The sequence below is a fragment of the Streptomyces litchfieldiae genome, assembly GCF_031845365.1.
GTDB classification, from domain to species: Bacteria; Actinomycetota; Actinomycetes; order Streptomycetales; family Streptomycetaceae; genus Streptomyces; species Streptomyces litchfieldiae.
In genome coordinates this window covers 337840-364035 of sequence record NZ_JAVREL010000004.1, presented here as the reverse complement: position 1 = coordinate 364035, position 26196 = coordinate 337840, and the positions used below count along the sequence as shown (strand labels likewise).

The window sequence follows — 26196 nt, the reverse complement described above, 5'->3', positions numbered from 1 at the left end:
GTCCCAAGACCCGGGCCAACATGGCGCGCGTGGCCGCGGCCGCGATCTTCGCCGCGGGGGCATCCCTCGCCGTGGTCGGCACCGCTTCGGCGGACGACCCGGCCGAGCAGGGGCCTCAGGCTCAGGAAGAATCCATCGTTGGTCTCGTCGGTGGCGCTGACGGCGGCATCGTCGGCGTGATCGAGGGCAACGAAGGCGGTCAGGACGGCGACGAAGGTGGCCAGGACGACGGCGGCACCATCGTCGGCGTGATCGAGGGCGGCGAAGGCGGCCAGGACGGCGACGAAGGCGGCCAGGAGGGCGAAGAAGGCGGTCAGGACGGCGAAGAAGGCGGTCAGGACGGCGAGCAGGGCGGCACCGTCGCGGGTGTGAACGAGGGCGGCTCCACCAGCGGTGGTCTCGACCCCGACACCGAGGGCGGCAGCTCCCCCATCGAGCAGGACGACCCGACCGAGGACATCACCGAGCCGCAGGCCCCGGCCGAGGACGCGGGCGAGGGCGAGCTGGCCGAGACCGGTTCCTCGACCAACCAGACGCTGCTGATCATCGGCGCCGCGACCATGATCGCCGGCGGTGTGGCCTTCCGCTACCTGCCGCGACTGATCAACAAGGGCATGACCACCGCCTGATGGCGGACCGGTAGTCCCTGACACAGCGCGACGGGCCCGGAGCGATACGTTGCTCCGGGCCCGTCGCGTGCCGTTCTCAGGCGGGCCGCGTCACCAGGAAGGCGACGGCGGCCAGCGTCAGCAGCAGGGCGACCAGCGCCGCCGGGCTGCCGAAGGCGGCCCACGGGCCGCGCTCCTGGCGCAGCCGGGCCAGCTCGGCCCGGCAGACGGCGCAGCGGCCTTCGCTCACCCGCCCCGCGCAGTTGGCGCATACCAGCCAGTCGGCGGTCATGCGATCGTCTCCTCTCATCTCCCCTCGCTTCCTACTGTGCCAGGGTCGGGCCGGAAACGCAGAACCCAGATCTGGACAAAGGGGATGCTTTGGGGCGCTGCCTGCGGACCAAGCGCAGCTTCGCGTATGGTCTGCCCCAGCGAGGGGGGAGCCTCTCGCATGTACCCAGCCCTGACATGGTGTAACCGTGATCCGATTCGACAACGTCTCCAAGACGTACCCCCGGCAGAACGCGCCGGCGCTGCACGATGTCTCCCTGGAGATCGAACGAGGTGAATTCGTCTTCCTGGTCGGCTCGTCCGGCTCGGGCAAGTCCACCTTCCTCCGGCTGATACTGCGCGAGGAGCGGGCCAGCACCGGCACCGTGCACGTGCTGGGCAAGGACCTGGGCCGGCTGTCCAACTGGAAGGTCCCCCAGGTGCGCCGCCAACTGGGCACCGTCTTCCAGGACTTCCGGCTGCTGCCGAACAAGACCGTCGGCGAGAACGTCGCGTTCGCCCTGGAGGTCATCGGCAAGCCGCGCGGCCAGATCCGCAAGACCGTCCCCGAGGTGCTCGACCTCGTCGGACTCGGCGGCAAGGACGACCGGATGCCCGGTGAGCTCTCCGGTGGCGAGCAGCAACGCGTCGCCATCGCCAGGGCGTTCGTCAACCGCCCCATGCTGCTGATTGCCGACGAGCCGACCGGCAACCTCGACCCGCAGACCTCCGTGGGCATCATGAAGCTGCTGGACCGCATCAACCGCACCGGTACCACAGTGGTGATGGCGACCCACGACGCACAGATCGTGGACCAGATGCGCAAGCGCGTCATCGAGCTCGAACGGGGCCGGCTGGTCCGCGACCAGTCGCGCGGCGTCTACGGCTACCAGCACTGACCGAGTACTGAAAGGACGCCATGCGCGCCCACTTCGTCCTGTCGGAGATCGGGGTCGGTCTCCGCCGCAACGTCACGATGACCTTCGCGGTGATCGTTTCCGTCGCCCTGTCGCTGGGCCTGCTCGGCGGCTCGCTTCTCGCCCGCGAGCAGGTCAACAGCATGGAGGACTACTGGTACGACCGGGTCGAGGTGTCGATCTTCTTCTGCAACGCCAACGACGCGGAGACCGAGGACCCGAGCTGCACCCGGGGCGCGGTCACCGAGGAGCAGAAGGCCGAGATCGAGGCCGAGCTGAACGAGCACCCGCTGGTCGAGGAGGTCTACTACGAGTCGGCCGAAGAGGCGTACGAGCACTACCAGGAACAGCAGGAGGACTCGCCCATCGCGGCGGTGGTGACCCCCGACCAGATGCAGGAGTCGTTCCGCATCAAACTGACGGACCCCACCAAGTACGAGGTGATCTCCTCGGCGTTCGCCGGGCGCGACGGCGTGCAGTCGGTGACGGACCAGCGTTCCACGGTCGAGCCGTTGTTCAATCTGCTCAACGGCGTCAACTACGCGGCGCTCGGCCTGATGGCGCTCATGCTCGTCGTGGCGCTGCTGCTGATCGTCAACACCGTGCGCGTCTCCGCGTTCAGCCGCCGGCGCGAGACGGGCATCATGCGCCTGGTGGGCGCCTCCAGCTTCTACATCCAACTGCCGTTCATCCTGGAGGCGACGATCGCGGGCGTGCTCGGCGCGGTGCTGGCCTGCTTCCTGCTGGTCGGCGTCAAGTACTTCGCGATCAACAACTTCCTCGCCGAACGGATCCCGGTCATCGACTTCATCGGCTGGGACGCGGTGTTGTCGGTTCTGCCCTATGTGCTGGCCGTGGGTGCGCTCATGCCCGCCATTGCAGCTTTCTTCGCTTTGCGCAAGTACCTGAAGGTGTAAGGCAGATGTGATTTTTCCCTGCCGCGCCTTCTCGTCCAACTCCCATCCGCCCCCGTTATGTGTCCTACACTCCGCACCATGTCACGACCGTGTCACGATATGTCGTCCCGCCGCCGGGTCCGGCGGGGTGCGGCGCTGGCGTGCGTCTTCGCGGGCGTGCTCGCCACCGGCGCGGCCACCGGCTCGTGGCCGGAGGCCGCGGACGGCACCGAGCTGACGGCCGGCGGGGACGCCGGGCAGGTGGTGAGCCGGAGCGGCGACCCGTGGGCGGCGGCGTACTCGGCGGAGGAGTACGAGGAGGTGGCGCAGCGCCTCGACGGCGAGTATGTCGGGACCGGGATAGCGGTCATCCGCACCGCCGACGGCCGGATCGAGGTGAGCGAGGTCCACGCGGGCAGCCCGGCCGAGCGCGCCGGCATCCGCCCCGGCGACGAGATCCGCACCATCGATGGCACCGGCCTGGACGGCCGCCCGGTCACCGATGCCGTGGAGCGGCTGCGCGGCAGCGACCAGGCGGAGCAGGCGGGCCCCGGCAGCACGGTGCTGCTCGGCCTCGAACGGGACGGCCGCGCCTGGGAGACCGACGTGGAACGCGCCCGGCTGTCCGTCGAGCCCGTGACCGTCGACCGGGACGTGCCCGGCGTCACCCGCATCCACGTCAGCGCGTTCACCCGGGGCTCCGCCGAGGCCCTGCGCTCGGCAGTGGAGGCGCTGCCGGAGGGCGACCGGATCCTGCTCGATCTCCGGGGGAACGCCGGCGGGCTGCTCACGGAGGCCGCCGACGCCGCCTCCGTCTTCCTCGACGGCGGCCTGGTCGCCACCTACGACGTGTACGGCACCGAACACGCTCTGCACGCGGAGCGCGGCGGCGACACCGCGACCCCGCTGGTGGTGCTGGTGGACGGCGGCACGATGAGCTCGGCCGAGTTGCTGACCGGCGCCCTCCAGGAGCGCAACCGCGCGGTGATCGTCGGCTCGCGCACGTTCGGCAAGGGGACCGTCCAGATGCCGAGCGAGCAGCCGGACGGCTCGGTGGCCGAGCTGACCGTGGGGCACTACGCCACCCCCTCCGGCCGGACCGTGGACGACGGCGGCATCGTGCCGGACCTGGTCGTCGACGCGGGCGAGGACGCGGAGGCCGAGGCCCGCACGGTGCTGGACGGGCTGGCGGCCGGGCGCTGATCTATTCGGAGCGGTTCGGACTCCTCAGCCAGTAGAGTGGGAAGGTCATGGCTAAGGGGAAAGACACGGGGCGCAAGCTCATCGCGCAGAACAAGAAGGCGCGACACGACTATCACATTCTGGATACGTACGAGTGCGGACTGGTACTGACCGGCACCGAGGTGAAGTCGCTGCGCATGGGCCGGGCCTCCCTGGTGGACGGCTTCGCGCAGATCGACGGCGGCGAGGTCTGGCTGCACAACGTGCACGTTCCGGAGTACGCGCAGGGCACCTGGACCAACCACAGCGCTCGCCGCAAGCGGAAGATGCTGCTGCACCGGTCCGAGATCGACAAGCTGATCGGGAAGACGCAGGAGACGGGTGTCACGCTGGTGCCGCTCGCCCTGTACTTCAAGGACGGCCGGGTCAAGGTCGAGGTGGCGCTGGCGCGCGGTAAGCGGGAGTACGACAAGCGGCAGACGCTGCGGGAGAAGCAGGACCGCCGGGAGGCGGACCGCGCGGTGTCGGCGGCTCGCCGCCGGCAGCGCGCGTGACGTACACTGGACCGAGCATCGTCGGGAAGCATCGCGGCGGGCTGTTTGTTAACTCAACATGGGGATGATCGGTTTCGACAGCGGATGTCGAAGCAGGGGAAGCGAGCCGAGGAACGCGGCAATGATCTCGTTAACCACGTGCCGCGAAAAAATAATCGCCAACACTAAGCGCGATTCCTTCGCCCTCGCTGCCTGAGCAGCGACTTGCGAAGTGTCAGCCCGGGGGCGTTCCCGCTCCGGGACCTGGCATCAGCTAGGGAACTCACCAAGGGCTTCGGTCACGGGAGCCTGAGGGACAACAAACAGTGACTGGGCCCGTCGGAGACTTGTCCGCGTGATCTCCGGGGCCGAGAAAATCGAAGCGGACTGCGCTCGGAGAAGCCCTCCTTCCACTTCGTTGGACGCGGGTTCGATTCCCGCCATCTCCACAAATGCGACAGGCGACGTGTGCCCGCGGAAAGCGCGGGCGGCGTCGCCTTTGTCGTGTTCTGCTCGGCTTCGCCTCGCGGGGCGGGGGCTTTGCCACCCGCACCCCCTTTGGGGGTGGGTGGGCGGTGTGTGCCGGTGGAAAAGTGCGGGCGGCGTCGCCTTTGTCGTGTTCTGCTCGGCTTCGCCTCGCGGGGCGGGGGCTTTGCCACCCGCACCCCCTTTGGGGGTGGGTGGGCGGTGTGTGCCGGTGGAAAAGTGCGGGCGGCGTCGCCTTTGTCGTGTTCTGCTCGGCTTCGCCTCGCGGGGCGGGGGCTTTGCCGCCCGCACCCCCTTCGGGGCCTCGGTGGGATCGGGGTCACATTCCCTCTTCCGGGATGTTGTCGGTGGGCGGGGGTAGGGTGCGCGTCATGGGGAGGAATCGTGCGCGTTTGAGCGCGCTCATCGCGGGGATCGCCGTTGTCGCCGTGCTGGCGGTGGTCGCCGTACTTCTGCTGGGTGGGGGCGATGGCGAGGACCGGGAGGGGCAGGCGCGGGCCGAGGCCGACGCGTTTCTGGACGCCTGGGCCGCCGGGGATGTCGACGCCGCCGCGGAGCTGACCGACGATCCGGCCGGCGCCAAGTCGCTGCTGGAGTCCGTCCAGACCAACATGCGGCCCGAGTCGGTCGCGTTCGAGACATCGGACGAGGTCGCCGAGCAGGGCGAGGAGGGGGCGCTGTCCGTTCCGTTCACCGCCACGTTCACCTTGGCCGGGGTCGGGGAGTGGTCGTATGAGTCCAGCGCGCTGATGCTGTCCGCCGAGGAGGGCGCGCAGGAGTGGACCGTGCGCTGGGAGTCCGCGCTGGTGCACCCGGAGCTGGAGGACGGGCAGACGCTGGTCCTCTCGGTTGAGGAGCAGGAGCGCGCGCCGATACTCGCGGCCGACGGCGGCCAGTTGGCCGGACCCTCGGTCGTGTGGGACATCAGCATCTGGCCGGCGCTGCTCAGCGATCCGGACGCGGCGTACCGGGCGCTGGACGGCCTCGACGCCGGGATCGACACTGAGGCGCTGGGTGACCGCGTGGCCGAGGCCGGGCCCGATGACGCGGTGCCGGTGATCACGCTGCGGGACGCGGACTTCCGGGAGCACGAGGACACGCTGCGCGCCGTCGAGGGGCTCCAGTTCGCCGAGGGCAGCCGCCCGCTGGCGCACGCTGCCCGGCCGCTGGTCGGCGGGCTGGACCCGGAGACGGGCGCGGGCGCGTCCGGTCTCCAGAGCAGGTACGACGAGCAGCTCACCGGAACGCCCGCGGCGTCCGTGGTGATCGCCGACCGCGAGTCGGGCGACGCCGTGGACACGCTGTACGAGCAGGAGGGCGGCGAGCCCGGCACGCCGGTGCAGACCACGCTCGACCTGGAGGTGCAGCGGGCGGCCGAGGCGGCGCTCGCCGATCTGGGGCGGGCCGGGTCGATCGTCGCCGTGCAGCCCTCCACGGGGAACGTGCTGGCCGCCGCGGACTGGCCGGAGGACGGGTTCAACCGTTCGCTGCAAGGGCAGTTGGCGCCCGGCTCCACCTTCAAGGTGGTGACCACGGCCGCCCTGCTGGAGGGCGGCGCGACCCCCGACGAGGTGCTGGGCTGCCCCCAGTACGTCACGGTGGACGGCCAGCGCTTCGAGAACCAGGACGAGTTCGAGCTCGGCCCGGACACCACGCTGCACGACGCGTTCACCGCCTCCTGCAACACCGCGTTCATCGACAATCTCGACCGCTTCGAGAACGACTCGCTGAACCGGACCGCCGCCGCCTTCGGCATCGGCGCGGTGTGGGACGTCGGAGCCGTCACCTTCGACGGTGCCGTGCCCGTCGCCGAGACGCCCAACCAGCTCGCCGGTTCGCTGATCGGGCAGGGCCGGGTGCAGGCCAGCCCGCTGGTGATGGCGTCCGTCGCGGCGACCGTCGCCGACGGCACGTTCCGGCAGCCGGTGCTCGTGCCCGACGCGGTCACCGAGCGGCACGAGGCGGAGGCCCGGCTCGCCCCGGAGACCGTCGAGGCGCTGCGGACGCTGATGCGGGACACCGTCACCGACGGCTCCGCCTCGGCCCTCCAGGGTGTGCCGGGCGACCCGCACGGCAAGACCGGCACCGCCGAGTTCACCGACGAGGAAGGCGAACTGTCCACCAACGCCTGGATGATCGGCTATCTCGGCGACCGCGACCTGGCCTTCGCCGTCATATTGGAGGACGGCGGCTCCGGCGGCTCCGACGCCGGGCCGCTCGCCGCGGACTTCCTGCGCGCCCTCTGACCCGGGCGCGGCCCGTGTGCCGCCGCGGCCACCGCGGCGGCCACGAGCGCCGCCCCCATGGGGAACCAGTAGCCGGCGACGGCTCCGTGCGCCTCCACGACCATGCCGCCGCCCGCCGAGCCGAGCGCGATGCCGCCCAGCAGCGCCGCCACCGCCAGGGTCATGCCCTCGTTCAGCCGGCCGGCCGGCGTCACGTCCTGGACCAGCGTCATCCCGGTGACCATGGTCGGCGCGGTGGCCATGCCAGCGACCAGCAGCACCGGCGCCAGCAGCAGCAGCGACTCGGCACGGGCCGCCGGGGCCAGCAGGGACATCAGCACGGCCATGGCCGCCACGCACACCACGAACCGGCTCCGCACCGAGCCGCCCGGCCGCAGCAGCCCGAACAGCAGTCCGGCCGTCGCCGACCCGGCGGCCTGCGCCGCCAGGACCACGCCCGCCCAGCCCTGCTGTCCCCGCTCGTCCGCGAAGGCGATGGTCACGACCTCCATCGAGCCGAACAGCGCGCCGGTGCAGACGAACGTTGCCAGCAGCGCCGCCATCCCCGGCGCGCGCACCGGCGCGGGGCCGCCCGCCGCCCGCCGCGCCACCGGCGGTTCGGTGCGCCGCTGTGCCGCGAACGCCACCGTCCCGCCGAACAGCAGCACCGTGGCCGTCACCGTGCCCGCCTCCGGGAACAGCGCCGTGCACAGGAACGCGGCCAGCACCGGGCCGCACATGAAGCACAGCTCGTCCATGGCCTGTTCGAAGGAGTTGGCCGTGTGCCGGGCGGCGACCCGCTCGGGAAAGGAGCCGCGGTGGATGTGCGCCCAGCGGGCGCGGGACATTCCGCCGGTGTTCGGCATGGCCGCCGTCAGCAGCTCGCAGCAGAAGTAGCTCCACACCGGCGCCCCCGACACCACGCAGGCCAGCAGCGCGGCGTGCCCGGCGCAGGACGTCGCCACCGCGGGCACGGCGATCCGGGCTTGGCCGTGCCGGTCCACCAGCCGGGCGATCAGCGGCGCGGTCACGGTGGACACCGCCAGACCAGTCGCCACCACGGCCCCGGCCAGCGCGTACGAGTCGTGGTGCGCGGTGATCATGATCACGGCGGCCACGCTGAACATGCCGGAGGGCAGCCGCGCGATGAGGTTGGGCACGGTGAACGCCAGCGCCCCGGGCTCGGCGAACAGCCGGGCGTAGGGCGCCAGCCAGCGCGGCGCGCGGCGCCCGCGGCCCCGCCGCGGCGGTGGGCCGCCGAGCCCGGCGGCGATCAGCGTTCCGCCGCTGACGGTCAGCAGGGAGGAGCGTCCGGCCACTGCGGGTGGGGCGGTGCGGGAGTGCGACATGCCGTCCACCCTGGCCGCGCCCGCAGCGGGGCGTCCAACACCTGATCAGCGCCCATTCACGCACTCCTGTTGTCAATCACGGGCGGTGGGCGAGAATGATCCCGTGCGCCACGACACCGACCCCCGGCTCCTGCGTGCCTTCGTGGCGGTCGCCGAGGAGCTGCACTTCACCCGCGCCGCCGCCCGGCTGTTCGTCGCCCAGCAGGCCCTGAGCCGCGATGTGCGGCGCCTGGAACGGGAGTGGCACACGGCGCTGTTCGTCCGCGACACCCGGCATGTGGCGCTCACCGCCGAGGGCACCCGGCTGCTGCCGCTCGCCCGCCGCGTGCTGGCGGCCTACGGCGAGCTGGCCGGTGCCCTGGGCGCGGGCGGCGACCGGCCGCTCGTCGTGGACGTGGCCGCGCCCGTCGCCACCGGGCACCGGGTGCTGGTCCAGGCCCGCCGGGCCGCGCCGGAGCTGGAGTTCGTCGCCCGCTTCCACAGCGGCCTCGCGCGCGGCGCGACGGAGATCGCCGCCGGCCGGGTGGACGTCTCGTTCGGCCGCGTCGCCGGCCTGCCGCCCGCCGTGCGCGCCGGCCTCGCGCACCGGCTGATCCGCCTGGAACGGCTGGCGGTGCTGCTGCCCGTCGGCCACGCCCTGGCGGCGCGGTCCGAGATCCCGCTCGCCGCGCTGGCCGGCGAGACGCTGTACGCGGCGGCGGGCAACGAGGAGACCACCGAGTGGACGGACTACGCGCGCAGCCTGTTCGCCGGGCGCGACATCGAACTGGCCCCGCCGTTCCCCAAGATCGAGGGCGAGGCGGAGTTCAACCGGGTGGTGCGCAAGCAGGGCTGGTCGGTGCTGGCCAGCGAGGAGTTCATCGGGGTGCCGGGCATGGTGCTGCGCCCGCTCACCGACCCCGTGCCGCTGTCGCCGGTCTCCATGGTCTGGCGCCGGGACCTCCGCCACCCCGGGCTGGCCGCGCTGACCGCCGCCGCCGATGAACTGGCCGCCGCCGAGGGCTGGTTGGAGCGTCCGGCCGACTGGTGGCTGCCGACGGCCGACCACGAGCTGCTGGACCTGCCCGCCGCGGGCTGACCGGCCAAGGGGTGCCTAGGGCCTGTATCGAGTTCCCGTCCGGGCCCGCGACGCCAGTCACGGCACCTCGCCGCTCCCCCAGACTCCGTCTGGGAGGTGCCCCCAGCCGAATCGCGCGAATACGGCCGGGTATGAGCTGCGATCCGGTGCCTTGCTGGGGGTACCTCCCAGGCCCCCAAGGGCCTGGGGGGGCACCGCGTCTGACGCCGCGGGCTGATCCGACCGGGAACTCGATACAGGCCCTAGGCCAGCCACCCGTTGCGGACCGCGCGGACGCCCGCCTGGAAGCGATTGGTCGCCTTCAGCCGCGTCATGAGCTGCGCCACGATCCGGCTGACGGACCGCTGGGAGATGCCCAGCCGCTGCGCGATCTCCTCGTTCGTCCGCCCGCCGGCCAGCAGGTGCAGCACCTCCCGCTCCAGGTTGGACGGCTCCCCGCCCCGGCCGTTCGCGGGCTCCGCCTCGGTGAATTCCACGCCCTCCGCCCAGGAGTGGTCGAAGATCTTGCACAGGAAGGTGAGCACCCCGGGGTCGCGTATCACCGCGGCGCCGGCGCCCGTGTGCCGGGGATCCAGCGGCAGAACGGCGCACGTGCGGTCGTAGATCTGCATGCGGGACGGCAGCACGCCGGCCGTGCGCACCTGTGCGCCGGCCGAGTTGATCGTCTGCACGTATTGAACGGTGGCCCGGTGCCGGCGCGCGCTGTGCTGGAAGAGGGACCTGATGCGGATGCCGCGCGCCAGCAGCTCCAGGTCCAGCGGCGTGGCGGCCGAGATGGCCGCGTCGCTCTGTCCGCCGCCGGGCACCAGCGCGTCCAGCGACTCGGTGCAGGTGCGGGCGAGGTCGTCGATCACGGCGCGGATGTTGTCGATGCCTTTGACCACCTCGATGCTGCTGCGGGCCGACCGCAGGCTGCGCGCCTCCAGATAGTCCCCGGACAGCGCCAGCAACTGCTCGCGGGCGGCGGCCATCGCGATGCGCTGCTCGAAGATGTCCTGCTCCAGCGGCGCCAGTAGGGACTCCGCCGCGCTCTCCGGGGAGACGGCCACCCAGCCGCCGCCCGGCGACGGCTGGAGCAGGCCCAGCCGGGACAGCCGCTCCTCGGCCCGCGACACATCGGCCGCGGTCAGCCCCGCCCGGGCGGCCAACTGGCCGGCGAGGTCGGTCGGATGCGTCACCCGCAACTGGTAGACCCGCACGGTCACCGGGTCCAGCTCGTCGTCGAACGACTCGGCCGCGCTCTCGTCCGGTTCCCCCGTCACCCCCGTGCCCCCCTCCGCGGTCAGGACAGCCAGCCGTTCAGCGCGGCCCGGGTGCCCGCCTGGAACCGGCTCTCCGCGCCGAGCCGGTCCATCAGCCGCGCGACGATCCGGCTGACGGACCGCGGCGACATGCCGAGCTGGTGCGCGATGGCCTCGTCCTTCTTCCCCGCCGCCATCATCAGCAGCACGTCCCGCTCCACGCCCGTCGGCTCCGCGCCCGAGCGCTGCTCCTCCTCGGAGAAGTCCAGCGCCCGGTCCCAGTAGTGCTCGAAGAGCTGCTGCAGGAAGTTGAGTACGGCCGGGTCCCGGACCAACGCCACGCCGGCGGCCGTGCGTTGGGGGTCGAGCGGCAGAACGGCGCAGCTCCGGTCGTAGATCAGCAGGTGGGAGGGGAGCGCGGTGGCGGTCCGCACCTCCGCGCCGGCCGCGGCCAGCGTCTCCAGGAACTGAACGCTCGTCCAGTGTTTGCGCGCCGCGTGCTGGAACACGCGCCGGGTGCGCACGCCGCGTTCGAGCTGCTCCAGATCCAGCGGCGTCGAGGCGCGGATGGCCTCCTCGGTGGGCCGGCTGGCGGTCAGCGCGTCGATCGACTTCACGCAGGTGCGGGCCAAGTCGTCGATGACCGCGCGGATGTTGTCGATGCCCTCGACCACCTCGATGATGGTCTTGGCCGACCGCATGCTGCGCGCCTCCAGGTAATCCCCGGACAGCGAATGCAGGCGCGCGCGGGTCGTGGCCATCGCGATTCTGCGCTGGAGAATGTCCTGTTCAAGGGGGGCGAGGAGCGCGTCGGCGGCGCTCTCGGGACTGATCGCCACCCGCCCGCCGCCGGGCGAGGCCCGGAGCAGTCCGAGCGCGAAGAGCCGCGACTCGGCGTCCGTCACCTCGTCCGCCGTCAGGCCCGCCCGCGCCGCGATCTGTTCGACGGAATCCGTGGGATGGATCACACGGAGGCGATAAACTCGGGTGGCCGCTGCGTCTATTTCGCCGGATTCGTGCACGCTCTTCTTCCTTGAACGACAACAGCCAGCCCCTTGGCGTCAACCTGACAGGCGAGATGATGCCACAGCGACTCTATCGACTTCCTGGTGAAAGCTCGTGAGCATGATTGGGCCAACATGCCACTCATGTTCGCCTATGTGGACACGGAAGAGGGAACCCGTGAAGAAGTTTGTTCTCAGTGTCGTCGCAGCTTTTCTCATCACGGCGGCCTCGGCCGGCGTGGCCGGCGCGCAGTCCTCGCAGAGCGTGACCGGTGTCTCGCCGCAGTCGGTCGGCACCCAGAACACCTGGTTCTGATCCGGCTGTCCGTGAGGGCAAGGAGGCGGCACGATGACGCCCGAGGCTCCTCTGGCGGTCCTGCTCAGCCCGCGGCCCGCCGTGGTGGCGGCGGCTCGCCGGGTCGGCGCCCGTAGTCTGGTGCTCGCGCCGGACCTGTCGGTGCCCGGGATCCGGGAGGCCGCCCGGGCCGCGGACGGAGCCATGACCGTGGACTGGTCGGACCATCCCCGGTTGATGATGGCCATCGGTCACCTCGCCCACCTCCCCGCCAGGGCAGCGGTGTTCGGCTTCGCCGAGCAGAGCGCGCTCATCGCCGCTCGTGCGAACGAAGCACTGCGGTTCCCCGGCAACCCCCATGCGGCCGTCGCGTACCTCACGGACAAGGCTACCCTGCGTGGCAAGGTCAACCAGCTCACCGGTGCCCCCGTCCGGTTCGAGCACTGCGACCGCGCGGCGCACTTGGTGGCCGTGGCCGAACGCGTCGGCTTCCCGTGCGTGGCCAAGCCGCGCACCGGCTCCGGCGGCCAGGACGTCCACCTGCTGCGCTCAGCGGCGGACGCGGCGCTCCTGGCCGCCGAGCTGCCGTATGAACCGGCCCTGATCGTCGAGGAGTTCCTCGACGGGCCGGAGTACAGCGTCGAGGCGCACTCCCGCGCCGGAACGCACACCGTGCTGGCCGTGACCAGGAAGTACACCACCGGGACCCCGGGTTGGCCGGCGACCGGCTACGACCTGCCGGCGGACCTGGACCCCGGGACCGTCGCCGGGATTCACGACCTGGTGCTCGCGACGCTCTCCGCCGCGGGCCAGCGTTTCGGCCCCTCGCAGACCGAGGTGATCCTCACCCCGGCGGGGCCGCGGCTGATCGAGTCCCACGCCCACCCGGGCGCGGACCACATCAGCGATCTGCTGCTGATGGCCACCGGAACGGACATCGCCGCCCTGACCATCGCCACCGTGCTCGACCTCGCCGTGCCCGCGCCCCCGGTTGAACAGGGCGTCCGGTACGCGGGGATCCGCTTCCTGCGGATGCCGCCCGGGCTCCTGGAGTCCGTGGACGGGATCGCGGAGGCGCGGGCGCTGCCGGGCGTGACGGGGCTGGAGATCGACGTTCCCATCGGCAGCCATGTTCCGGAGACCACCAGCCGGGTCGCCGGGCATGGCTTCGTCACCGCGGTCGCCGACGGACCGCAAGAGCTGGAGGTCGTCCTCCGCAAGGCCCAGGACACACTGCGTCCCGCGGTGGTGCCCGTGCCGGCGAGGGAGGAGGAGCACACTGCCGTCTGAGCTGTTCCCCGCGTTGGTCCCGCCCCGGACCCCGGCCCCACGGACAGATCTGCTCCTCCCCTTCCACGGCGTGCTCGCCCGGCCCCTCGGCCGCGCCGGCTATTACGTGCTCGAACGCCGCGACGGCGCCGGCCGCGTCGAGCAGCGCGGCGTCATCGGCGCGCTCAGCCTGCACGGCGTGGAGACCGGCCATGTGCTGCGCCACCAGCAGGTGGCCGACGCCGACGTGCGGTTCCAGGCCCGGCTGCTCCAGGAGCGCGGCGAGAGCATCGAGCCGCTGGTGCTGGCCGCGCCCGATCTGAGCGCGTTCCAGGAGTGCATCGACCAGACCGTCGCGGGCCCGCCCGACCAGGAACTGGCCACGCCCGAGGGCGGGGTGCAGCGGCTGTGGGCCTGCGCCGCCGCCTGGACCGCCGCGCCGCCCGCGCTGCCCCCGGTGCTGCTGGCCGACGGCCACCACCGGCTGGAGGCGGCCCGGCGGCTGCACCGCGCGCACCCCGGCGCCGTGGCCGACCGGCTGCTCGCGCTGGTGGTGGACCACCGGCACTATCCGCTGAGGCTGGCCGCGACCCACCGCTTGGTGCCCGGCCTGGACATCGAACGGGCCGTGCGCTCCGCGTCGAGGATCGCCCGGGTGAACGCGCACCCGCCGGGCGTGCGGCCGCTGCCCCGGCCCGGCACGTTCACGCTGACCGGCGGCGGCCGCGCGTGGGACGTTTCGGAGATCTCCCCGGCGACCATGGCCGGGCGGCTGCGGTTCCTGCCGCCGGAGTGGGTGGAGTTGCCCGCCGCGATCAGCGACCACGTGCTGATCCCCACCCTGTGCGAGGACCAGGGCATCCCGTCGGTGCCCCGCTTCACCAGCAAGTACCCGGGGCCGGGCGAGGCGGGCCTGATCCTGCCGCCGCCGACCTGGGACCAGATCTGGGCGGGCGCGGCCAGCGGCACCGGGATGCCGCCGAAGAGCACCAGCCTGGGCCCGGTGCCCGTGCCGGGCCAGATCGGGCGGCTGTCCGCTTCCTAGGGTTTCCGGCAGGTGCCGCTCACGGGGTGGTCTCCCAGTGGCGCAGCATCTCGCCGTCCGGCGTGAACAGCATCTCGGTGTGGCCGCCGGAGAAGTCGATGCCGCGGTGCTCCGCCAGATAGGCGGCGACGCCCGCGCACAGCGCCGCGGTGTCCCGCACCTCGCCGCCGTCGGTCACGACGATGAAGAACGGCGCGCCCTCCGCGTCGATCGTGGGGTAGATCCACTGGACCCGCTGCGCGTCCTCGTCGTCCTCGTGCAGCGCGCGGAACTCGTCGGCCGGCGGCAGCCCCAGTTCCTCGAAGACCTCCGCTATCGACTCGTAGGGGACCTCCTCCCGCCCCGTCCGGTAGCCGAGCACGGCGGCCAGCGCGATGAGGCTGACCGCGAGGAACACACCGGTGCCGACGGGCAGCGCCTTCACTTGTCTCCTTGTGTCGGTTGGGTCGTGCGGGGGATCACGAGGATGCCATGGGTCCAACATCCGTGCAGGCGCTGCGACTTGACAGCTCCGAAGTCATCGGGAATGGGGCGGTCGCGGGCCCGGAATACTAACTCCGGCGGTCCGCCGGGGACCGCTCACGGGCGCGAAGCGTGACGGGTGAGAGCAAGGTTTCGTCCACGTCACGTCCTGCCACAGAGCCGAAACGCGGCCTCCCTACCTTCAGGCAGCACGAGCCCCTGACCGACCCTTCGATGGAGGCGCCATGTCAGCCCCCAAGCCCGCCGCCGCCCGACGAGGGGGGCGCTGGATCGACGAGTGGAACCCGGAGGACGAGCGGTTCTGGCAGGAGAAGGGCGAGCGCATCGCCCGCCGCAACCTCCTCTTCTCGATCATCTCCGAGCACATCGGCTTCTCGATCTGGTCGCTGTGGTCCGTGCTGGTCCTGTTCATGGGTCCCGAGTACGGGATCGACCCGGCCGGCAAGTTCTTCCTCGTCTCCGTGGCCACGCTGGTCGGCGCCGTCGTCCGGGTGCCCTACACCTTCGCGGTGGCCCGGTTCGGCGGGCGGAACTGGACGGTCATCGCCGCCTCCATGCTGCTGCTGCCGACCATCGCCGCCTGGCTGGTGATGGAGCCGGGCACCTCCTACACGACGTTCATGCTGGTCGCCGTCCTCACGGGCGTCGGCGGCGGCAACTTCGCCTCCTCCATGACCAACATCAACGCCTTCTTCCCGCTGCGCCGCAAGGGCTGGGCGCTGGGGCTGAACGCGGGCGGCGGCAACATCGGGGTGCCGGTGATCCAGCTCGTCAGCCTGCTGGTCATCGCGACGGCGGGCGAGGGCCAGCCCCGCGTGCTGCTGGCCGTATACACCCCGCTGATCTTCGTCTCCGCCACGCTGGCCTGGCGTTACATGGACAACCTCGCGCCGGTCACCAACGACACGGGCGCGGCCCGGGAGTCGGTCCGGGACGCACACACCTGGATCATGTCGTTCCTGTACATCGGGACGTTCGGCTCGTTCATCGGCTACAGCTTCGCGTTCGGCCTGGTGCTCCAAAACCAGTTCGACCGCACCCCGCTCCAGGCCGCGTCCATCACGTTCCTCGGGCCGCTGCTGGGCTCGCTGATCCGGCCGGTGGGCGGCTACTGGGCGGACCGGTTCGGCGGCGCGCGGATCACCCTCTACACCTTCGCGGGGATGGCCGCCGCCACCGGCGTGGTGATCCTCGCCTCCGGCAGCGAGTCGCTGCCCGTCTTCCTCGTCGGGTTCATCTGCCTGTTCGTGCTCAGCGGGCTGGGCAACGGCTCGACCTACAAGATGATCCCGGGCATCTACCGGGCCAAGGCCGAGGCCCTGGGGCTGACCGGCGAGGAGGCCGCCGCCTACGGGCGCCGGCTGTCCGGCGCCGCCATCGGCCTGATCGGCGCGGTCGGCGCGCTGGGCGGCCTCGGCATCAACCTCGCCTTCCGGCAGTCGTTCCTCTCCACCGGCTCCGGCACCGGCGCGTTCACCTCGTTCCTCGTCTTCTACGCCGCGTGTTTCGTGGTCACGTGGGCCGTATACCTGCGACGTTCCTCCGCCGCCGCCGGCTCCACCGGGCCCGCCGCCCGCACGGACGGCAGCGAGGAGGAGCGGCCGGCATACGCGAGGGTCTGAGCGGCCCCGCAACGGTCCGGGCGTAACGCCCGAGAAACCGGGACGATCCGAGCCTGTCACGCCGTGTTGACAGGCTCGGATCCGGACACCCACAACTCTGGGCGGAGCGGAACGGGAAATGCGGACGGAACGACAGCAGGACATCAGACCCCTCGACGGCTTCACCGTGGGCGTGACAGCCGCGCGGCGCGCCGACGAGCTGGTCGCCCTGCTGCGGCGGCGCGGGGCCGAGGTGCTGCACGCGCCGGCGCTGCGCATCGTGCCCCTTTCCGACGACGACCAGTTGCTCGCGGCCACCCGGGACCTGATCGAGCACGCCCCCGACGTCGTCGTCGCGACCACGGCCATCGGCTTCCGCGGCTGGATCGAGGCGGCCGACGGCTGGGGGCTGGGCGAGGACCTGCTCGCCACCCTGGCCACCGCCGAGGTGCTGGCCCGCGGCCCCAAGGTGCGCGGCGCGGTGCGGGCGGCCGGGCTGACCGAGGACTGGTCGCCCGCCTCCGAGTCCATGGCCGAGGTGCTCCAGCGCCTCCTCGACGAGGGCGTGCAGAACCGCCGCGTCGCCCTCCAGTTGCACGGCGAGCCGCTGCCCGGCTTCATCGAGGCGCTGCGGGAGGCCGGCGCCGAGGTCGTGGACGTGCCCGTCTACCGGTGGATGCCGCCGGAGGACCTGGCGCCCCTGGACCGGTTCATCGACGCCGTCCTCGCCCAGTCGCTGGACGCCGTCACGTTCACCAGCGCCCCCGCCGCCGCCTCGCTGCTCCGGCGCGCGGAGGACCGCGGGGCGCTCGGGGAGCTGCTCGACGCGTTCCAGAAGCATGTGCTGCCCGCCTGTGTGGGGCCGGTGACCGCGCTGCCGCTCCAGGCGCACGCCGTCGCCACCCGCCAGCCGGAACGGTTCCGGCTCGGGCCGCTGGTCCAGCTCCTGTGCCATGAGCTGCCCGCCCGCACCCGGCCGCTGCCGGTGGCCGGGCGGCAGCTCGAGATCCGCGGGCACGCCGTCGTCGTCGACGGCTCGCTCCGGCCCGTGCCCCCGGCGGGCATGGCGATGCTGCGGCTGCTGGCCCGCCGCCCCGGCTGGGTGGTGCCCCGCGCGGAGCTGCTGCGCGCGCTCCCCGGCGCGGGCCGCGACGAGCACGCCGTGGAAACCGCCATGGCCCGGCTGCGCAGCTCACTCGGCGCGCCCATGCTGATCCACACCGTGGTCAAGCGCGGCTACCGGCTGGCCCTGGACCCGACCCTCGACGGACAGAAGTACGGCGAGTAGCCGCTCCGACCCGCGCAAACGGGCCCGATGTCGCGTACGGTTGACCGCTGCCCTGCCGACAGCCAGAAGGGGGCCGAGTGTTGGATGTGCGGGAGCGGGAGATCCGCGAGGAGCAGCGGCATCTGGACGCCGTCTACCGACGGCTGGCGGAGAAGATCGACGAGGCCGAGTACCTCATGGCGGACGCGGCCAGCCGCGTCCATGTCGGCACGCCCGGCGCGCTGGCCGAACGGGACGCGCAGGTGTTCCGCGCGGGCCGCCATCTCGCCCGGCTGAACAACGAGTTCGAGGACTTCCTCTTCGGCCGCATCGACCTGCTCGCCGGCAAGGACGGGGAACGCGGCCCGGACGGCGCGTTCACCTCCGTCGAGCCCGCCGACGACGCGGTCACCGTGCGCGACGGCGCCCCCGTGGCCGAGATCGCCGAGACCCTGCACATCGGCCGGCTCGGCGTCCTGGACGCCGACTACGTCCCGCTGGTCATCGACTGGCGCGCGCCCGCCGCGGCCCCGTTCTACCGCGCCACCCCGGTCGCGCCCGGCCGTGTGGTGCGCCGCCGCGTGATCCGCAGCCGGGGCCGTCGCGTGCTGGGCGTGGAGGACGACCTGCTGCGCCCCGAGCTGCGGGCCCTGCGGGAGGGCGCCGAGCTGCCCATCGTCGGCGACGGCGCGCTGATGGCCGCGCTGGGACGCACCCGCGGCCACCGGATGACCGACATCGTCGCCTCCATCCAGGCCGAGCAGGACGAGGTCATCCGCGCCCCCGCCGTCTCGGTCACCGAGGTCACCGGCGGCCCGGGCACCGGCAAGACGGCCGTCGCCCTGCACCGCGCCGCCTACCTGCTGTACCAGGACCGGCGGCGGTACGCGGGCGGCATCCTCATCGTCAGCCCCACCCCGCTGCTCGTCTCCTACACCGAGGGCGTGCTGCCCTCGCTCGGCGAGGAGGGCCAGGTCGCCATCCGCGCCCTGGGCTCGCTGGTCGAGGGTGCCGAGGCCGACTCCTACGACGACCCGCCCACCGCCCGGATCAAGGGCTCCGCCGCCATGGCCCGGGTGCTGCACCGCGCGGCGCGCGGCGTGCTGGAGCGGCCCGGGGCGCCCGGCCGGCTGCGGGTGGTGGCCTTCGGCCGCCGGGTGGAGCTGACCGGCGAGGCGCTGGCGCGCGTCCGGCAGGCGACCCTGGCCGGCACCGCCCCCGTCAACCTGCTGCGCCCGCGCGCCCGGCGGCTGCTGCTGGACGCGCTGTGGGAGACCTCCGGCGCGCCCCAGCGCTACCCGGACCCGGCGCTGGCGGCCGAGGCGCGGGAGGCGTTCAACGAGGACATCGGCGCCGAGGACTCGTTCCAGGACTTCCTGGACGCCTGGTGGCCGGAGGTCACCCCGCTCCAGGTGCTCACCGCGATGACCGACGAGCAGCGGCTGGGCCGCTGGGCCCGGCGGCTGCTGCGCCCCCGCGAGGTGCGGCTGCTCGCCCGCTCGCTGCGCCGGATCACGCCGGCCGGCGGCGGGCTGTCCGCGCACGACGTGGCGCTGCTCGACGAGCTGCGCGTCCTGCTCGGCGCCCCGGCGAAGCCGGCCCGGCCGCGCGAGGCGGACCCGCTGGACCAGCTCACCGGGCTGGAGGAGGTCACCACCTACGCCGATCGCCTGGCCGGGCGCCGGGAGGCGCCGGAGCGCGAGGGGGAGCGCGTGGACTACGCGCACATCATCGTGGACGAGGCGCAGGACCTGACGCCCATGCAGTGGCGGATGGTGGGGCGCCGCGGTCGGCAGGCGACCTGGACGATCGTCGGCGACCCGGCGCAGAGCTCCTGGCCGGCGCCCGAGGAGGCGGCGGCGGAACGGGACGCGGCGCTGGGCGGCCGGCGCCGCCGCCAGTTCGAGCTGACGGTCAACTACCGGAACCCGGCCGAGATCGCCCGGGTCGCCGACGGGGTGCTCGCCCGCGCGATGCCCGGCGCGCGGCCGCCGCGGGCGGTGCGCGAAACGGGCCTCGCGCCCCGGTTCGCCACCGCGCCCGAGCCGGACGGGCTGTCCGGCGCGGTGCGCGCGGAGGCCGCCCGGCTGCTCGCCGAGGTGCCGGGCACGGTCGGCGTTGTGACGGCGATGGGCCGCCGCGCGGCGGCGGGGGAGTGGCTGGCCGGCCTGGGCGACCGGCTGGTGGTGCTGGGCAGCCTGGAGGCGAAGGGCCTGGAGTACGACGCGACGCTCGTGGTCTCGCCGGCCGAGATCGCCGAGGAGTCCCCGGCCGGGCTGCGCGTGCTGTACGTGGCGCTGACCCGCGCCACCCAGCGCCTCACGGTGCTCTCCGGACCGGCCGACCACCCCGGCCCGGACGGCGTTCCGGAGCTGCTGGCCACGTCCTGACCTGCGGCTTGTGGCCGGTTGACCTCGGGGCAGAGTGAGGTAGCCTGGAAAAGGCGTCGGCCCGTTCCATGCCCCCGGGCCCAACCATTGTCGCTTCGAGCGACCCCTTGCCGCGAGGCGAGCTGGCGGGTCGACGCCCTTACTCACTCAGCCCTTCACGGCTCCTCCTGTTACGGTCATATCGGTCGACCGCCCTGGCTTTCTTCGCAACCCATGCCTCTCGTAAGGTGACACGGACTTGGGGGGCGATATCGGGAAAGTGAAGGAAGTCGACTCATGGCAACGGCGCCCAGTGTCTCCTACTCGATGACCGTCCGGCTGGAAGTCCCGGCCAGCGGCACGGCGGTGAGTCAGCTCACCACGGTCGTGGAATCCTCCGGTGGCTCGGTCACCGGTCTCGACGTCACCGCCTCGGGGCACGAGAAGCTGCGCATCGACGTCACCATCGCGGCGAGTTCGACCGCGCACGCGGACGAGATCGTCCAGAAGCTGCGCGGGATCGAGGGCGTCGCGCTCGGCAAGGTCTCCGACCGGACGTTCCTCATGCATCTCGGTGGCAAGATCGAGATGAAATCCAAGCATCCCATTCGCAATCGCGATGATCTGTCCATGATTTACACGCCCGGTGTGGCTCGTGTGTGCACGCAGATCGCCGCCCACCCCGAGGACGCGCGGCGGTTGACGATCAAGCGCAACAGTGTCGCCGTGGTCACCGACGGCTCCGCCGTGCTGGGCCTGGGCAACATCGGGCCGCACGCCGCGCTGCCGGTGATGGAGGGCAAGGCCGCGCTGTTCAAGCGGTTCGCCGGCATCGACGCCTGGCCGCTGTGCCTGGACACCCAGGACACCGACGCGATCGTCGAGATCGTCAAGGCCATCGCCCCCGGCTTCGCCGGCATCAACCTGGAGGACATCTCCGCGCCGCGCTGCTTCGAGATCGAGGCCCGGCTGCGCGAGGCCCTGGACATCCCGGTCTTCCACGACGACCAGCACGGCACGGCGATCGTCGTGCTGGCCGCCCTGCACAACGCGTTGCGGGTGGTCGGCAAGCGGCTGCCCGACGTGCGGGTCGTCATGTCCGGCGCGGGCGCGGCCGGTACGGCCATCCTCAAGCTGCTGATCGAGGCGGGCGTCAAGCACGCGGTGGTCGCCGACATCCACGGCGTGGTGCACGCGGGCCGCGCCGATCTCGTGGGCGCGGACGTCGATTCGCCGCTGCGCTGGATCGCCGACAACACCAACCCCGAGGGCGTCACCGGCACGCTCAAGGACGCCGTCGCCGGTGCCGACGTGTTCATCGGCGTCTCCGCCCCCAACGTGCTGGACGCGGCCGACGTGGCGGCGATGGCGGACCAGGCCATCGTCTTCGCGCTCGCGAACCCGGACCCCGAGATCGACCCGGCGATCGCGCGGCAGACCGCGGCCGTCGTGGCCACCGGCCGTTCGGACTTCCCCAACCAGATCAACAACGTGCTGGTGTTCCCCGGCGTCTTCCGCGGCCTGCTGGACGCGCACTCCCGCACGGTCAGCCACTCGATGATGCTGGCCGCCGCCCGCGCGCTGGCCGATGTCGTCGGGGAGGACGAGCTGAACGCCAACTACATCGTCCCCAGCGTCTTCAACGAGAAGGTCTCCGGCGCGGTGGCCGGCGCGGTCCGGGAGGCAGCCCAGGCCCAGGCGCGGTCGGGCGGCGGCTCCGGGGCCCCCTCGTAGGCGAGTCGGGTTGCCGGTGCGGTGCGGCTGCCCCTTAGGGTGACCAGGAGGCAAAGCCTCGGGAGAAGTCACCGGCGAGACGACGAGCGCTCTTCGTGTGACCCCGTTGGTGCCGGATTGGCCTTCCCGCCTCTGGTGGGGGCAGGATGCGTCCCGGGCGAGGGGTTTACCGAAGGCAGACCCGGGTCCGGGGACTGTCAGTGGGCCCTGGCAGCATCGGCTTCGATCTCACGCCTCATTGGCAAGATGAACACGGGAGTACGAAATATGAACCGCAGTGAGCTGGTGGCCGCTCTTTCCGAGCGCGCCGAGGTGACTCGGAAGGACGCCGACGCTGTGCTGGCGGCCCTCGCCGAGACCATCGGGGAGGTCGTTGCCAAGGGGGACGAGAAGGTCACCATTCCCGGTTTCCTGACCTTCGAGCGGACCCACCGTGCCGCTCGCACCGCCCGTAACCCGCAGACCGGCGAGCCGATCCAGATCCCCGCCGGGTACAGCGTCAAGGTGTCCGCGGGCTCCAAGCTCAAGGAAGCCGCCAAGGGCAAGTGACGCCCGCATGAACGCGGCAAGGGGTGGCCCTCACCGGTGAGGGCCACCCCTTCTGTATGCGCCGGGTGCGTATCTGCCGTGCCGCGCGGGCGCGTTGGACCGTTCCCGAATGGGAACGTGCGCGCGAGTAGGTCCTGTCCGGTCGGCCTTGTCGGATCAGCCCTTGGCTCCCCCAGGCCCTCGGAGGTACCCCCATGACGCGGTGCATCGCAAGGCGGAGTATCGCAGCTCGTACTTGGCCGTACTCGCGCGATGCGACAACGTAGCGAGGTGCCGTAGTTGGCGTCGCGGGCCCGGCGAGGTCGGCCGGACAGGGCCTAAGGGCGTTCGACCTTGGCGCCGAGATCCTCAAGCTTCTCGATGAAGTTCTCGTAGCCGCGGTTGATCAGCCCGATGCCGTGCACCCGTGAGGTGCCCTCGGCCGCCAGCGCCGCGATCAGGTACGAGAAGCCGCCGCGCAGGTCCGGGATCACCAGGTCGCCGCCCTGGAGCGTGGTGGGCCCCGAGACCACCGCGGAATGCAGGAAGTTCCGCTGGCCGAAGCGGCAGGGCGTGCCGCCCAGGCACTCGCGGTAGAGCTGGATCCGCGCGCCCATCTGGTTGAGCGCCTCGGTGAACCCCAGCCGCGACTCGTACACGGTCTCGTGCACGATCGACAGCCCCGACGCCTGCGTCAGCGCCACCACCAGCGGCTGCTGCCAGTCCGTCTGGAAGCCCGGGTGCACGTCCGTTTCCAGCGCGATGGCGTTCAGCGGGCCGCCGGGGTGCCAGAAGCGGATGCCCGCGTCGTCAACCTCGAACTCCCCGCCCACCTTTCGGAAGACGTTCAGAAACGTCATCATCTCCCGCTGGCTGGCGCCGTGCACATACACGCTGCCCTTGGTCGCCAGCGCCGCGCACGCCCACGAGGCGGCCTCCAGCCGGTCCGGCAGCGCGCGGTGCGTGTAGCCGCCCAGCTTGTCCACGCCGGTGATGCGGATGGTGCGGTCGGTGTCCATCGAGATGATCGCGCCCATCTTCTGGAGCACGCAGATCAGATCCTCGATCTCCGGCTCCACCGCGGCGTTCGCCAGCTCGGTCACGCCCTCCGCCAGCACCGCCGTCAGCAGCACCTGCTCCGTGGACCCCACCGAGGGGTAGGGCAGCCGGATCTTGCAGCCGCGCAGCCCGCGCGGCGCCTCCAGGTACTGCCCGTCCGCCCGCTTCTCGATGACCGCGCCGAACTGCCGCAGCACGTCGAAGTGGAAGTCGACCGGCCGGCCGCCGATGTCGCAGCCGCCCAGGCCAGGGATGAACGCGTGCCCCAGCCGGTGCAGGAGCGGCCCGCAGAACAGGATCGGGATGCGCGAGGACCCGGCGTGCGCGTCGATGTCCGCGACGTTCGCGCTCTCCACCCGGGACGGGTCGAGCACCAGCTCCCCTGGCTCCTCTCCGCTGCGAACGGTCACCCCGTGCAACTGCAACAGCCCGCGCACGACCCGCACATCGCGGATCTCCGGCACGTTCCGCAGCCGGCTCGGCGCGCTGCCGAGCAGCGCCGCGACCATCGCCTTGGGCACCAGGTTCTTGGCCCCCCGGACCCGGATCTCACCCTCCACGGGGGTGCCGCCGTGAACAAGCAGGACGTCGTCGTTCATAAAACTCGCGATCTGAGACGAAGGGATGCGCCGGGCCAGACGGAATCGTAATGGGCCTGGGTGGAGCCTTCCCCGGGACGGGCCCGGGACAGCCCTCCCCAGTCCCCCGGGGATGCGGAATCATGTCCCCATGACCGAGGCGTCCTCGCTCACCGGGCGGCTGCTGGTGGCCACCCCGGCACTGTCCGATCCCAACTTCGACCGCTCCGTGGTGCTGCTCCTCGACCACGACCGCGAGGGGGCCCTCGGGGTCGTCCTGAACCGCCCGACGCCCGTCGGCGTGTCCGAGGTCCTGGAGCCGTGGGCGGCGCTGGCCGGCGAGCCCGGGGTCGTCTTCCAGGGCGGCCCGGTCGCCCTGGACGCCGCGCTGGCGCTCGCCGTCGTCCCGGGCAGCGGACCGCTCGGATGGCGGCGTGTGCACGGTTCGATCGGGCTGGTGGACCTGGAGGCACCGCCGGAGGTGCTGGCGGCCGAACTCGGCAGTCTGCGGATCTTCGCCGGCTACGCGGGCTGGGGCCCCGAACAGCTTGAACGGGAGCTGGACGAGGGGGCCTGGTACGTCGTGGACTCCGAGCCGGGAGATGTCTCCGTGCCCGAGCCGGAACGGCTGTGGCGGGCCGTTCTGCGCCGCCAGCGCGGCAGCCTCGCCCTGCTCGCAACATACCCGGACGACCCGTCGCTCAATTAGGCTTGGGACCCATGAGCACTCCCCTCGACCCCGAGCGCGGAGCGGGTACCGGCACCCTCGTCGAGCCCACTCCGCAGACGACGCACGGCGACGGCGACCATGAGCGCTTCGCCCACTATGTCCAGAAGGACAAGATCATGGCGAGCGCGCTGGACGGCACCCCCGTCGTCGCGCTCTGCGGCAAGGTCTGGGTGCCCGGCCGGGACCCGAAGAAGTACCCGGTGTGCCCGACCTGCAAGGAGATCTACGAGTCCATGGGCTCGTTCGGCGGTGGCGGCAAGGACGGCGGCAAGAAGTAGCCCCGCCGGGCGCCCCCTCCCGCCCCGGGACAGTCCCCGGCCACGGCCGGGGGCCCGCCCGTATGCCCTGATCGTGTGAGTTGCCTCGGGCGTCCGTCCGGGAGCTCCCACGCCCGGTGGACGGCCGGGCCACCCCCGCGTCGGCGGAGCCGGAAAATATGCCAGAGTTGCCACGTCCAGGCGGCGAGCGCGTACCGTACGGCTCGGCGGCCGGGCTACCGGAAAGGGGCGACTGATTGAGCACGCACGCACCGCATGCGCCACAGACGGCTCGGCTCGTCGCGCTTCCCGCCACACTCGACGAGGCGGTCGCCGCGCTGGCCGAGGTGCCCGCGGCCGTGCCCGTCGCCGGCGGTACCGATCTGATGGCCGGCGTCAACGCCGGGCTGCTGCGCCCGGCCGCCCTGGTCGGGCTGGGCCGCCTCGCCGAGCTGCGCGGCTGGGCGTACCAGGACGGTCACGCGCTGCTCGGGGCCTGTCTGACCCACGCCCGGATGAGCCGCCCCGACTTCGCCGCCCTCATCCCCGCCCTCGCCTCGGCCGCCCGGTCCGCCGGCCCGCCGCAGGTGCGCAACGCCGGGACCCTGGGCGGGAACATCATCTCCGCCGCCCCCTCGGGCGACACCCTGCCGGTGCTGGCCGCCCTGGAGGCCACGCTCCTGGTCGCCGGGCCGGACGGCGACGGCCGGCAGGTCCCCGTCAGCCATCTGCTGGCCGGCCGCGACCGGCTGCGCCCGGGGGAACTGCTGGCGCACGTCCGGGTGCCGCTGCTGCACGCGCCGCAGACGTTCCTGAAGGCCACCAGCCGCACCGGGCCCTCGCGCGCGCTCGCCTCCGTGGCCGTGGTCCTCGACCCGGTGCGCCGCGAGGTCCGCTGCGCGGTCGGCGCCGTGGCCCCGATGCCGCTGCGCCCGCTCGACGCCGAGCGCTGGGTCGCCTCCCTGGTGGACTGGGACGGCGAGCGCGGCCTCGACCCCGAGGCGCTCGCCGCCTTCGGGGAGTACGTGGGGATGGCCTGCATCCCCGACCCGGCCCCCGGCGAAGGCGGGGAACCTGGCCAACTCCCGCCCGCCGTGCTGCACATGAGGCGTACCGTGGCAACACTCGCCCGCCGTGGACTCGGAAGGGCTCTCGCATGAGCAACGATCAGCAGCCGGACCGACACGCCCAG

24 protein-coding genes and 1 other RNA gene are annotated in these 26196 nt (G+C 72.3%); 19 read left to right on the top strand and 6 right to left on the bottom strand.

All coding sequences use genetic code 11. From position 1 onward, the window contains the following. Positions 1-20 precede the first annotated feature (20 nt). Positions 21-629 (top strand): LPXTG cell wall anchor domain-containing protein, encoded by a 609-nt coding sequence (locus RM590_RS10390; RefSeq protein ID WP_311704147.1) that lies wholly within the window; start codon positions 21-23, stop codon positions 627-629. 76 nt (positions 630-705) lie between these two features. Here RM590_RS10390 and RM590_RS10385 read toward each other — a convergent pair whose 3' ends face one another. Then, positions 706-900: a hypothetical protein gene (locus tag RM590_RS10385; protein WP_311704146.1), complete on the bottom strand. Its 195-nt coding sequence runs from the start codon at positions 898-900 to the stop codon at positions 706-708. 187 nt (positions 901-1087) lie between these two features. On the opposite strand from RM590_RS10385, the gene ftsE reads away from it, so the two are divergent. The 6 genes from ftsE (at position 1088) to RM590_RS10355 (ending at position 7138) form a co-directional block, all read left to right on the top strand. Continuing rightward, positions 1088-1777: a cell division ATP-binding protein FtsE gene (gene ftsE, locus RM590_RS10380; RefSeq protein ID WP_311704145.1), complete on the top strand. Its 690-nt coding sequence runs from the start codon at positions 1088-1090 to the stop codon at positions 1775-1777. 20 nt (positions 1778-1797) lie between these two features. Next, positions 1798-2712, top strand: a complete 915-nt coding sequence (gene ftsX, locus RM590_RS10375; protein ID WP_311704144.1) for a permease-like cell division protein FtsX — start codon at positions 1798-1800, stop codon at positions 2710-2712. Between the two features lie 78 nt (positions 2713-2790). Beyond that, on the top strand, positions 2791-3894 hold the full coding sequence (locus RM590_RS10370) for a S41 family peptidase (protein WP_311704143.1): 1104 nt from the start codon (positions 2791-2793) through the stop codon (positions 3892-3894). 47 nt (positions 3895-3941) lie between these two features. Further along, entirely contained in the window at positions 3942-4427 is a 486-nt protein-coding gene (gene smpB, locus RM590_RS10365) for an SsrA-binding protein SmpB (protein ID WP_311704142.1), read from the top strand. Positions 4428-4487: 60 nt separating this feature from the next. Continuing rightward, positions 4488-4858: a transfer-messenger RNA gene (ssrA, locus tag RM590_RS10360) on the top strand. A 426-nt stretch (positions 4859-5284) separates the two neighbouring features. Further along, positions 5285-7138, top strand: coding sequence for a penicillin-binding transpeptidase domain-containing protein (locus RM590_RS10355; RefSeq protein WP_311704141.1), 1854 nt, complete (start codon positions 5285-5287; stop codon positions 7136-7138). Here RM590_RS10355 and RM590_RS10350 read toward each other — a convergent pair. Next, positions 7033-8466 (bottom strand): MFS transporter, encoded by a 1434-nt coding sequence (locus RM590_RS10350; RefSeq protein ID WP_311704140.1) that lies wholly within the window; start codon positions 8464-8466, stop codon positions 7033-7035. The genes RM590_RS10355 and RM590_RS10350 overlap by 106 nt on opposite strands. Before the next feature lie 103 nt (positions 8467-8569). On the opposite strand from RM590_RS10350, the gene RM590_RS10345 reads away from it, so the two are divergent. After that, the gene (locus RM590_RS10345; RefSeq protein WP_311704139.1) at positions 8570-9544 is read left to right on the top strand and encodes a LysR family transcriptional regulator; all 975 of its coding nucleotides are present in this window, start codon (positions 8570-8572) and stop codon (positions 9542-9544) included. A 242-nt stretch (positions 9545-9786) separates the two neighbouring features. On the opposite strand, the gene RM590_RS10340 is transcribed toward RM590_RS10345, so the two are convergent. Together RM590_RS10340 and RM590_RS10335 are read right to left on the bottom strand one after the other, a co-directional pair. Next, positions 9787-10806, bottom strand: coding sequence for a helix-turn-helix transcriptional regulator (locus tag RM590_RS10340; RefSeq protein WP_311704138.1), 1020 nt, complete (start codon positions 10804-10806; stop codon positions 9787-9789). Positions 10807-10826: 20 nt separating this feature from the next. After that, on the bottom strand, positions 10827-11753 hold the full coding sequence (locus RM590_RS10335) for a helix-turn-helix transcriptional regulator (protein ID WP_311704137.1): 927 nt from the start codon (positions 11751-11753) through the stop codon (positions 10827-10829). Positions 11754-11967: 214 nt separating this feature from the next. Here RM590_RS10335 and RM590_RS10330 point away from each other — a divergent pair, with 214 nt between their 5' ends. The 3 genes from RM590_RS10330 (at position 11968) to RM590_RS10320 (ending at position 14398) form a co-directional block, all read left to right on the top strand. Next, positions 11968-12105, top strand: coding sequence for a hypothetical protein (locus RM590_RS10330; protein WP_311704136.1), 138 nt, complete (start codon positions 11968-11970; stop codon positions 12103-12105). 33 nt (positions 12106-12138) lie between these two features. Beyond that, positions 12139-13374: an ATP-grasp domain-containing protein gene (locus RM590_RS10325; protein WP_311704135.1), complete on the top strand. Its 1236-nt coding sequence runs from the start codon at positions 12139-12141 to the stop codon at positions 13372-13374. A 70-nt stretch (positions 13375-13444) separates the two neighbouring features. After that, complete coding sequence (locus RM590_RS10320; protein ID WP_311704134.1) at positions 13445-14398, top strand: DUF1015 family protein; 954 nt, start codon at positions 13445-13447, stop codon at positions 14396-14398. A gap of 19 nt (positions 14399-14417) precedes the next feature. On the opposite strand, the gene RM590_RS10315 is transcribed toward RM590_RS10320, so the two are convergent. After that, positions 14418-14822, bottom strand: a complete 405-nt coding sequence (locus RM590_RS10315; RefSeq protein WP_311704133.1) for a hypothetical protein — start codon at positions 14820-14822, stop codon at positions 14418-14420. A gap of 283 nt (positions 14823-15105) precedes the next feature. Between RM590_RS10315 and RM590_RS10310 the strand changes: the two genes are divergently transcribed. From RM590_RS10310 to RM590_RS10290, 5 genes are all read left to right on the top strand, one after another. Beyond that, positions 15106-16503 carry a nitrate/nitrite transporter gene (locus tag RM590_RS10310; protein WP_311704132.1) on the top strand — a complete coding sequence of 466 codons (1398 nt, stop codon included), beginning with the start codon at positions 15106-15108 and terminating at the stop codon, positions 16501-16503. Between the two features lie 118 nt (positions 16504-16621). Continuing rightward, positions 16622-17770 carry a uroporphyrinogen-III synthase gene (locus RM590_RS10305; protein WP_311704131.1) on the top strand — a complete coding sequence of 383 codons (1149 nt, stop codon included), beginning with the start codon at positions 16622-16624 and terminating at the stop codon, positions 17768-17770. An 80-nt stretch (positions 17771-17850) separates the two neighbouring features. Further along, the gene (locus RM590_RS10300; protein ID WP_311704191.1) at positions 17851-20139 is read left to right on the top strand and encodes a HelD family protein; all 2289 of its coding nucleotides are present in this window, start codon (positions 17851-17853) and stop codon (positions 20137-20139) included. A 276-nt stretch (positions 20140-20415) separates the two neighbouring features. Beyond that, the gene (locus RM590_RS10295; RefSeq protein ID WP_311704130.1) at positions 20416-21852 is read left to right on the top strand and encodes an NAD-dependent malic enzyme; all 1437 of its coding nucleotides are present in this window, start codon (positions 20416-20418) and stop codon (positions 21850-21852) included. A gap of 267 nt (positions 21853-22119) precedes the next feature. Next, on the top strand, positions 22120-22401 hold the full coding sequence (locus RM590_RS10290) for an HU family DNA-binding protein (protein ID WP_311704129.1): 282 nt from the start codon (positions 22120-22122) through the stop codon (positions 22399-22401). A gap of 317 nt (positions 22402-22718) precedes the next feature. On the opposite strand, the gene murA is transcribed toward RM590_RS10290, so the two are convergent. Then, positions 22719-24038 (bottom strand): UDP-N-acetylglucosamine 1-carboxyvinyltransferase, encoded by a 1320-nt coding sequence (gene murA, locus RM590_RS10285; protein ID WP_311704128.1) that lies wholly within the window; start codon positions 24036-24038, stop codon positions 22719-22721. A gap of 130 nt (positions 24039-24168) precedes the next feature. Between murA and RM590_RS10280 the strand changes: the two genes are divergently transcribed. The 3 genes from RM590_RS10280 (at position 24169) to RM590_RS10270 (ending at position 26164) form a co-directional block, all read left to right on the top strand. Beyond that, positions 24169-24726 carry a YqgE/AlgH family protein gene (locus tag RM590_RS10280; RefSeq protein WP_311704127.1) on the top strand — a complete coding sequence of 186 codons (558 nt, stop codon included), beginning with the start codon at positions 24169-24171 and terminating at the stop codon, positions 24724-24726. 11 nt (positions 24727-24737) lie between these two features. After that, positions 24738-25025: a DUF3039 domain-containing protein gene (locus tag RM590_RS10275; protein WP_311704126.1), complete on the top strand. Its 288-nt coding sequence runs from the start codon at positions 24738-24740 to the stop codon at positions 25023-25025. 236 nt (positions 25026-25261) lie between these two features. Then, positions 25262-26164 (top strand): FAD binding domain-containing protein, encoded by a 903-nt coding sequence (locus RM590_RS10270; protein WP_311704125.1) that lies wholly within the window; start codon positions 25262-25264, stop codon positions 26162-26164. Positions 26165-26196 lie beyond the last annotated feature (32 nt).

What these genes read in the sequence shown, in the direction of transcription:
- ftsX (WP_311704144.1), top strand. Translation starts at nt 1,798, where the DNA reads ATGCGCGCCCACTTCGTCCTGTCGGAGATCGGGGTCGGTCTCCGCCGC.
- RM590_RS10280 (WP_311704127.1), top strand. Translation starts at nt 24,169, where the DNA reads ATGACCGAGGCGTCCTCGCTCACCGGGCGGCTGCTGGTGGCCACCCCG.
- RM590_RS10385 (WP_311704146.1), bottom strand. Translation starts at nt 900, where the DNA reads ATGACCGCCGACTGGCTGGTATGCGCCAACTGCGCGGGGCGGGTGAGC.
- smpB (WP_311704142.1), top strand. Translation starts at nt 3,942, where the DNA reads ATGGCTAAGGGGAAAGACACGGGGCGCAAGCTCATCGCGCAGAACAAG.
- RM590_RS10390 (WP_311704147.1), top strand. Translation starts at nt 21, where the DNA reads ATGGCGCGCGTGGCCGCGGCCGCGATCTTCGCCGCGGGGGCATCCCTC.
- murA (WP_311704128.1), bottom strand. Translation starts at nt 24,038, where the DNA reads ATGAACGACGACGTCCTGCTTGTTCACGGCGGCACCCCCGTGGAGGGT.
- RM590_RS10325 (WP_311704135.1), top strand. Translation starts at nt 12,139, where the DNA reads ATGACGCCCGAGGCTCCTCTGGCGGTCCTGCTCAGCCCGCGGCCCGCC.
- RM590_RS10310 (WP_311704132.1), top strand. Translation starts at nt 15,106, where the DNA reads ATGTCAGCCCCCAAGCCCGCCGCCGCCCGACGAGGGGGGCGCTGGATC.
- RM590_RS10290 (WP_311704129.1), top strand. Translation starts at nt 22,120, where the DNA reads ATGAACCGCAGTGAGCTGGTGGCCGCTCTTTCCGAGCGCGCCGAGGTG.
- RM590_RS10370 (WP_311704143.1), top strand. Translation starts at nt 2,791, where the DNA reads ATGTCACGACCGTGTCACGATATGTCGTCCCGCCGCCGGGTCCGGCGG.
- RM590_RS10295 (WP_311704130.1), top strand. Translation starts at nt 20,416, where the DNA reads ATGGCAACGGCGCCCAGTGTCTCCTACTCGATGACCGTCCGGCTGGAA.
- RM590_RS10305 (WP_311704131.1), top strand. Translation starts at nt 16,622, where the DNA reads ATGCGGACGGAACGACAGCAGGACATCAGACCCCTCGACGGCTTCACC.
- RM590_RS10275 (WP_311704126.1), top strand. Translation starts at nt 24,738, where the DNA reads ATGAGCACTCCCCTCGACCCCGAGCGCGGAGCGGGTACCGGCACCCTC.
- RM590_RS10350 (WP_311704140.1), bottom strand. Translation starts at nt 8,466, where the DNA reads ATGTCGCACTCCCGCACCGCCCCACCCGCAGTGGCCGGACGCTCCTCC.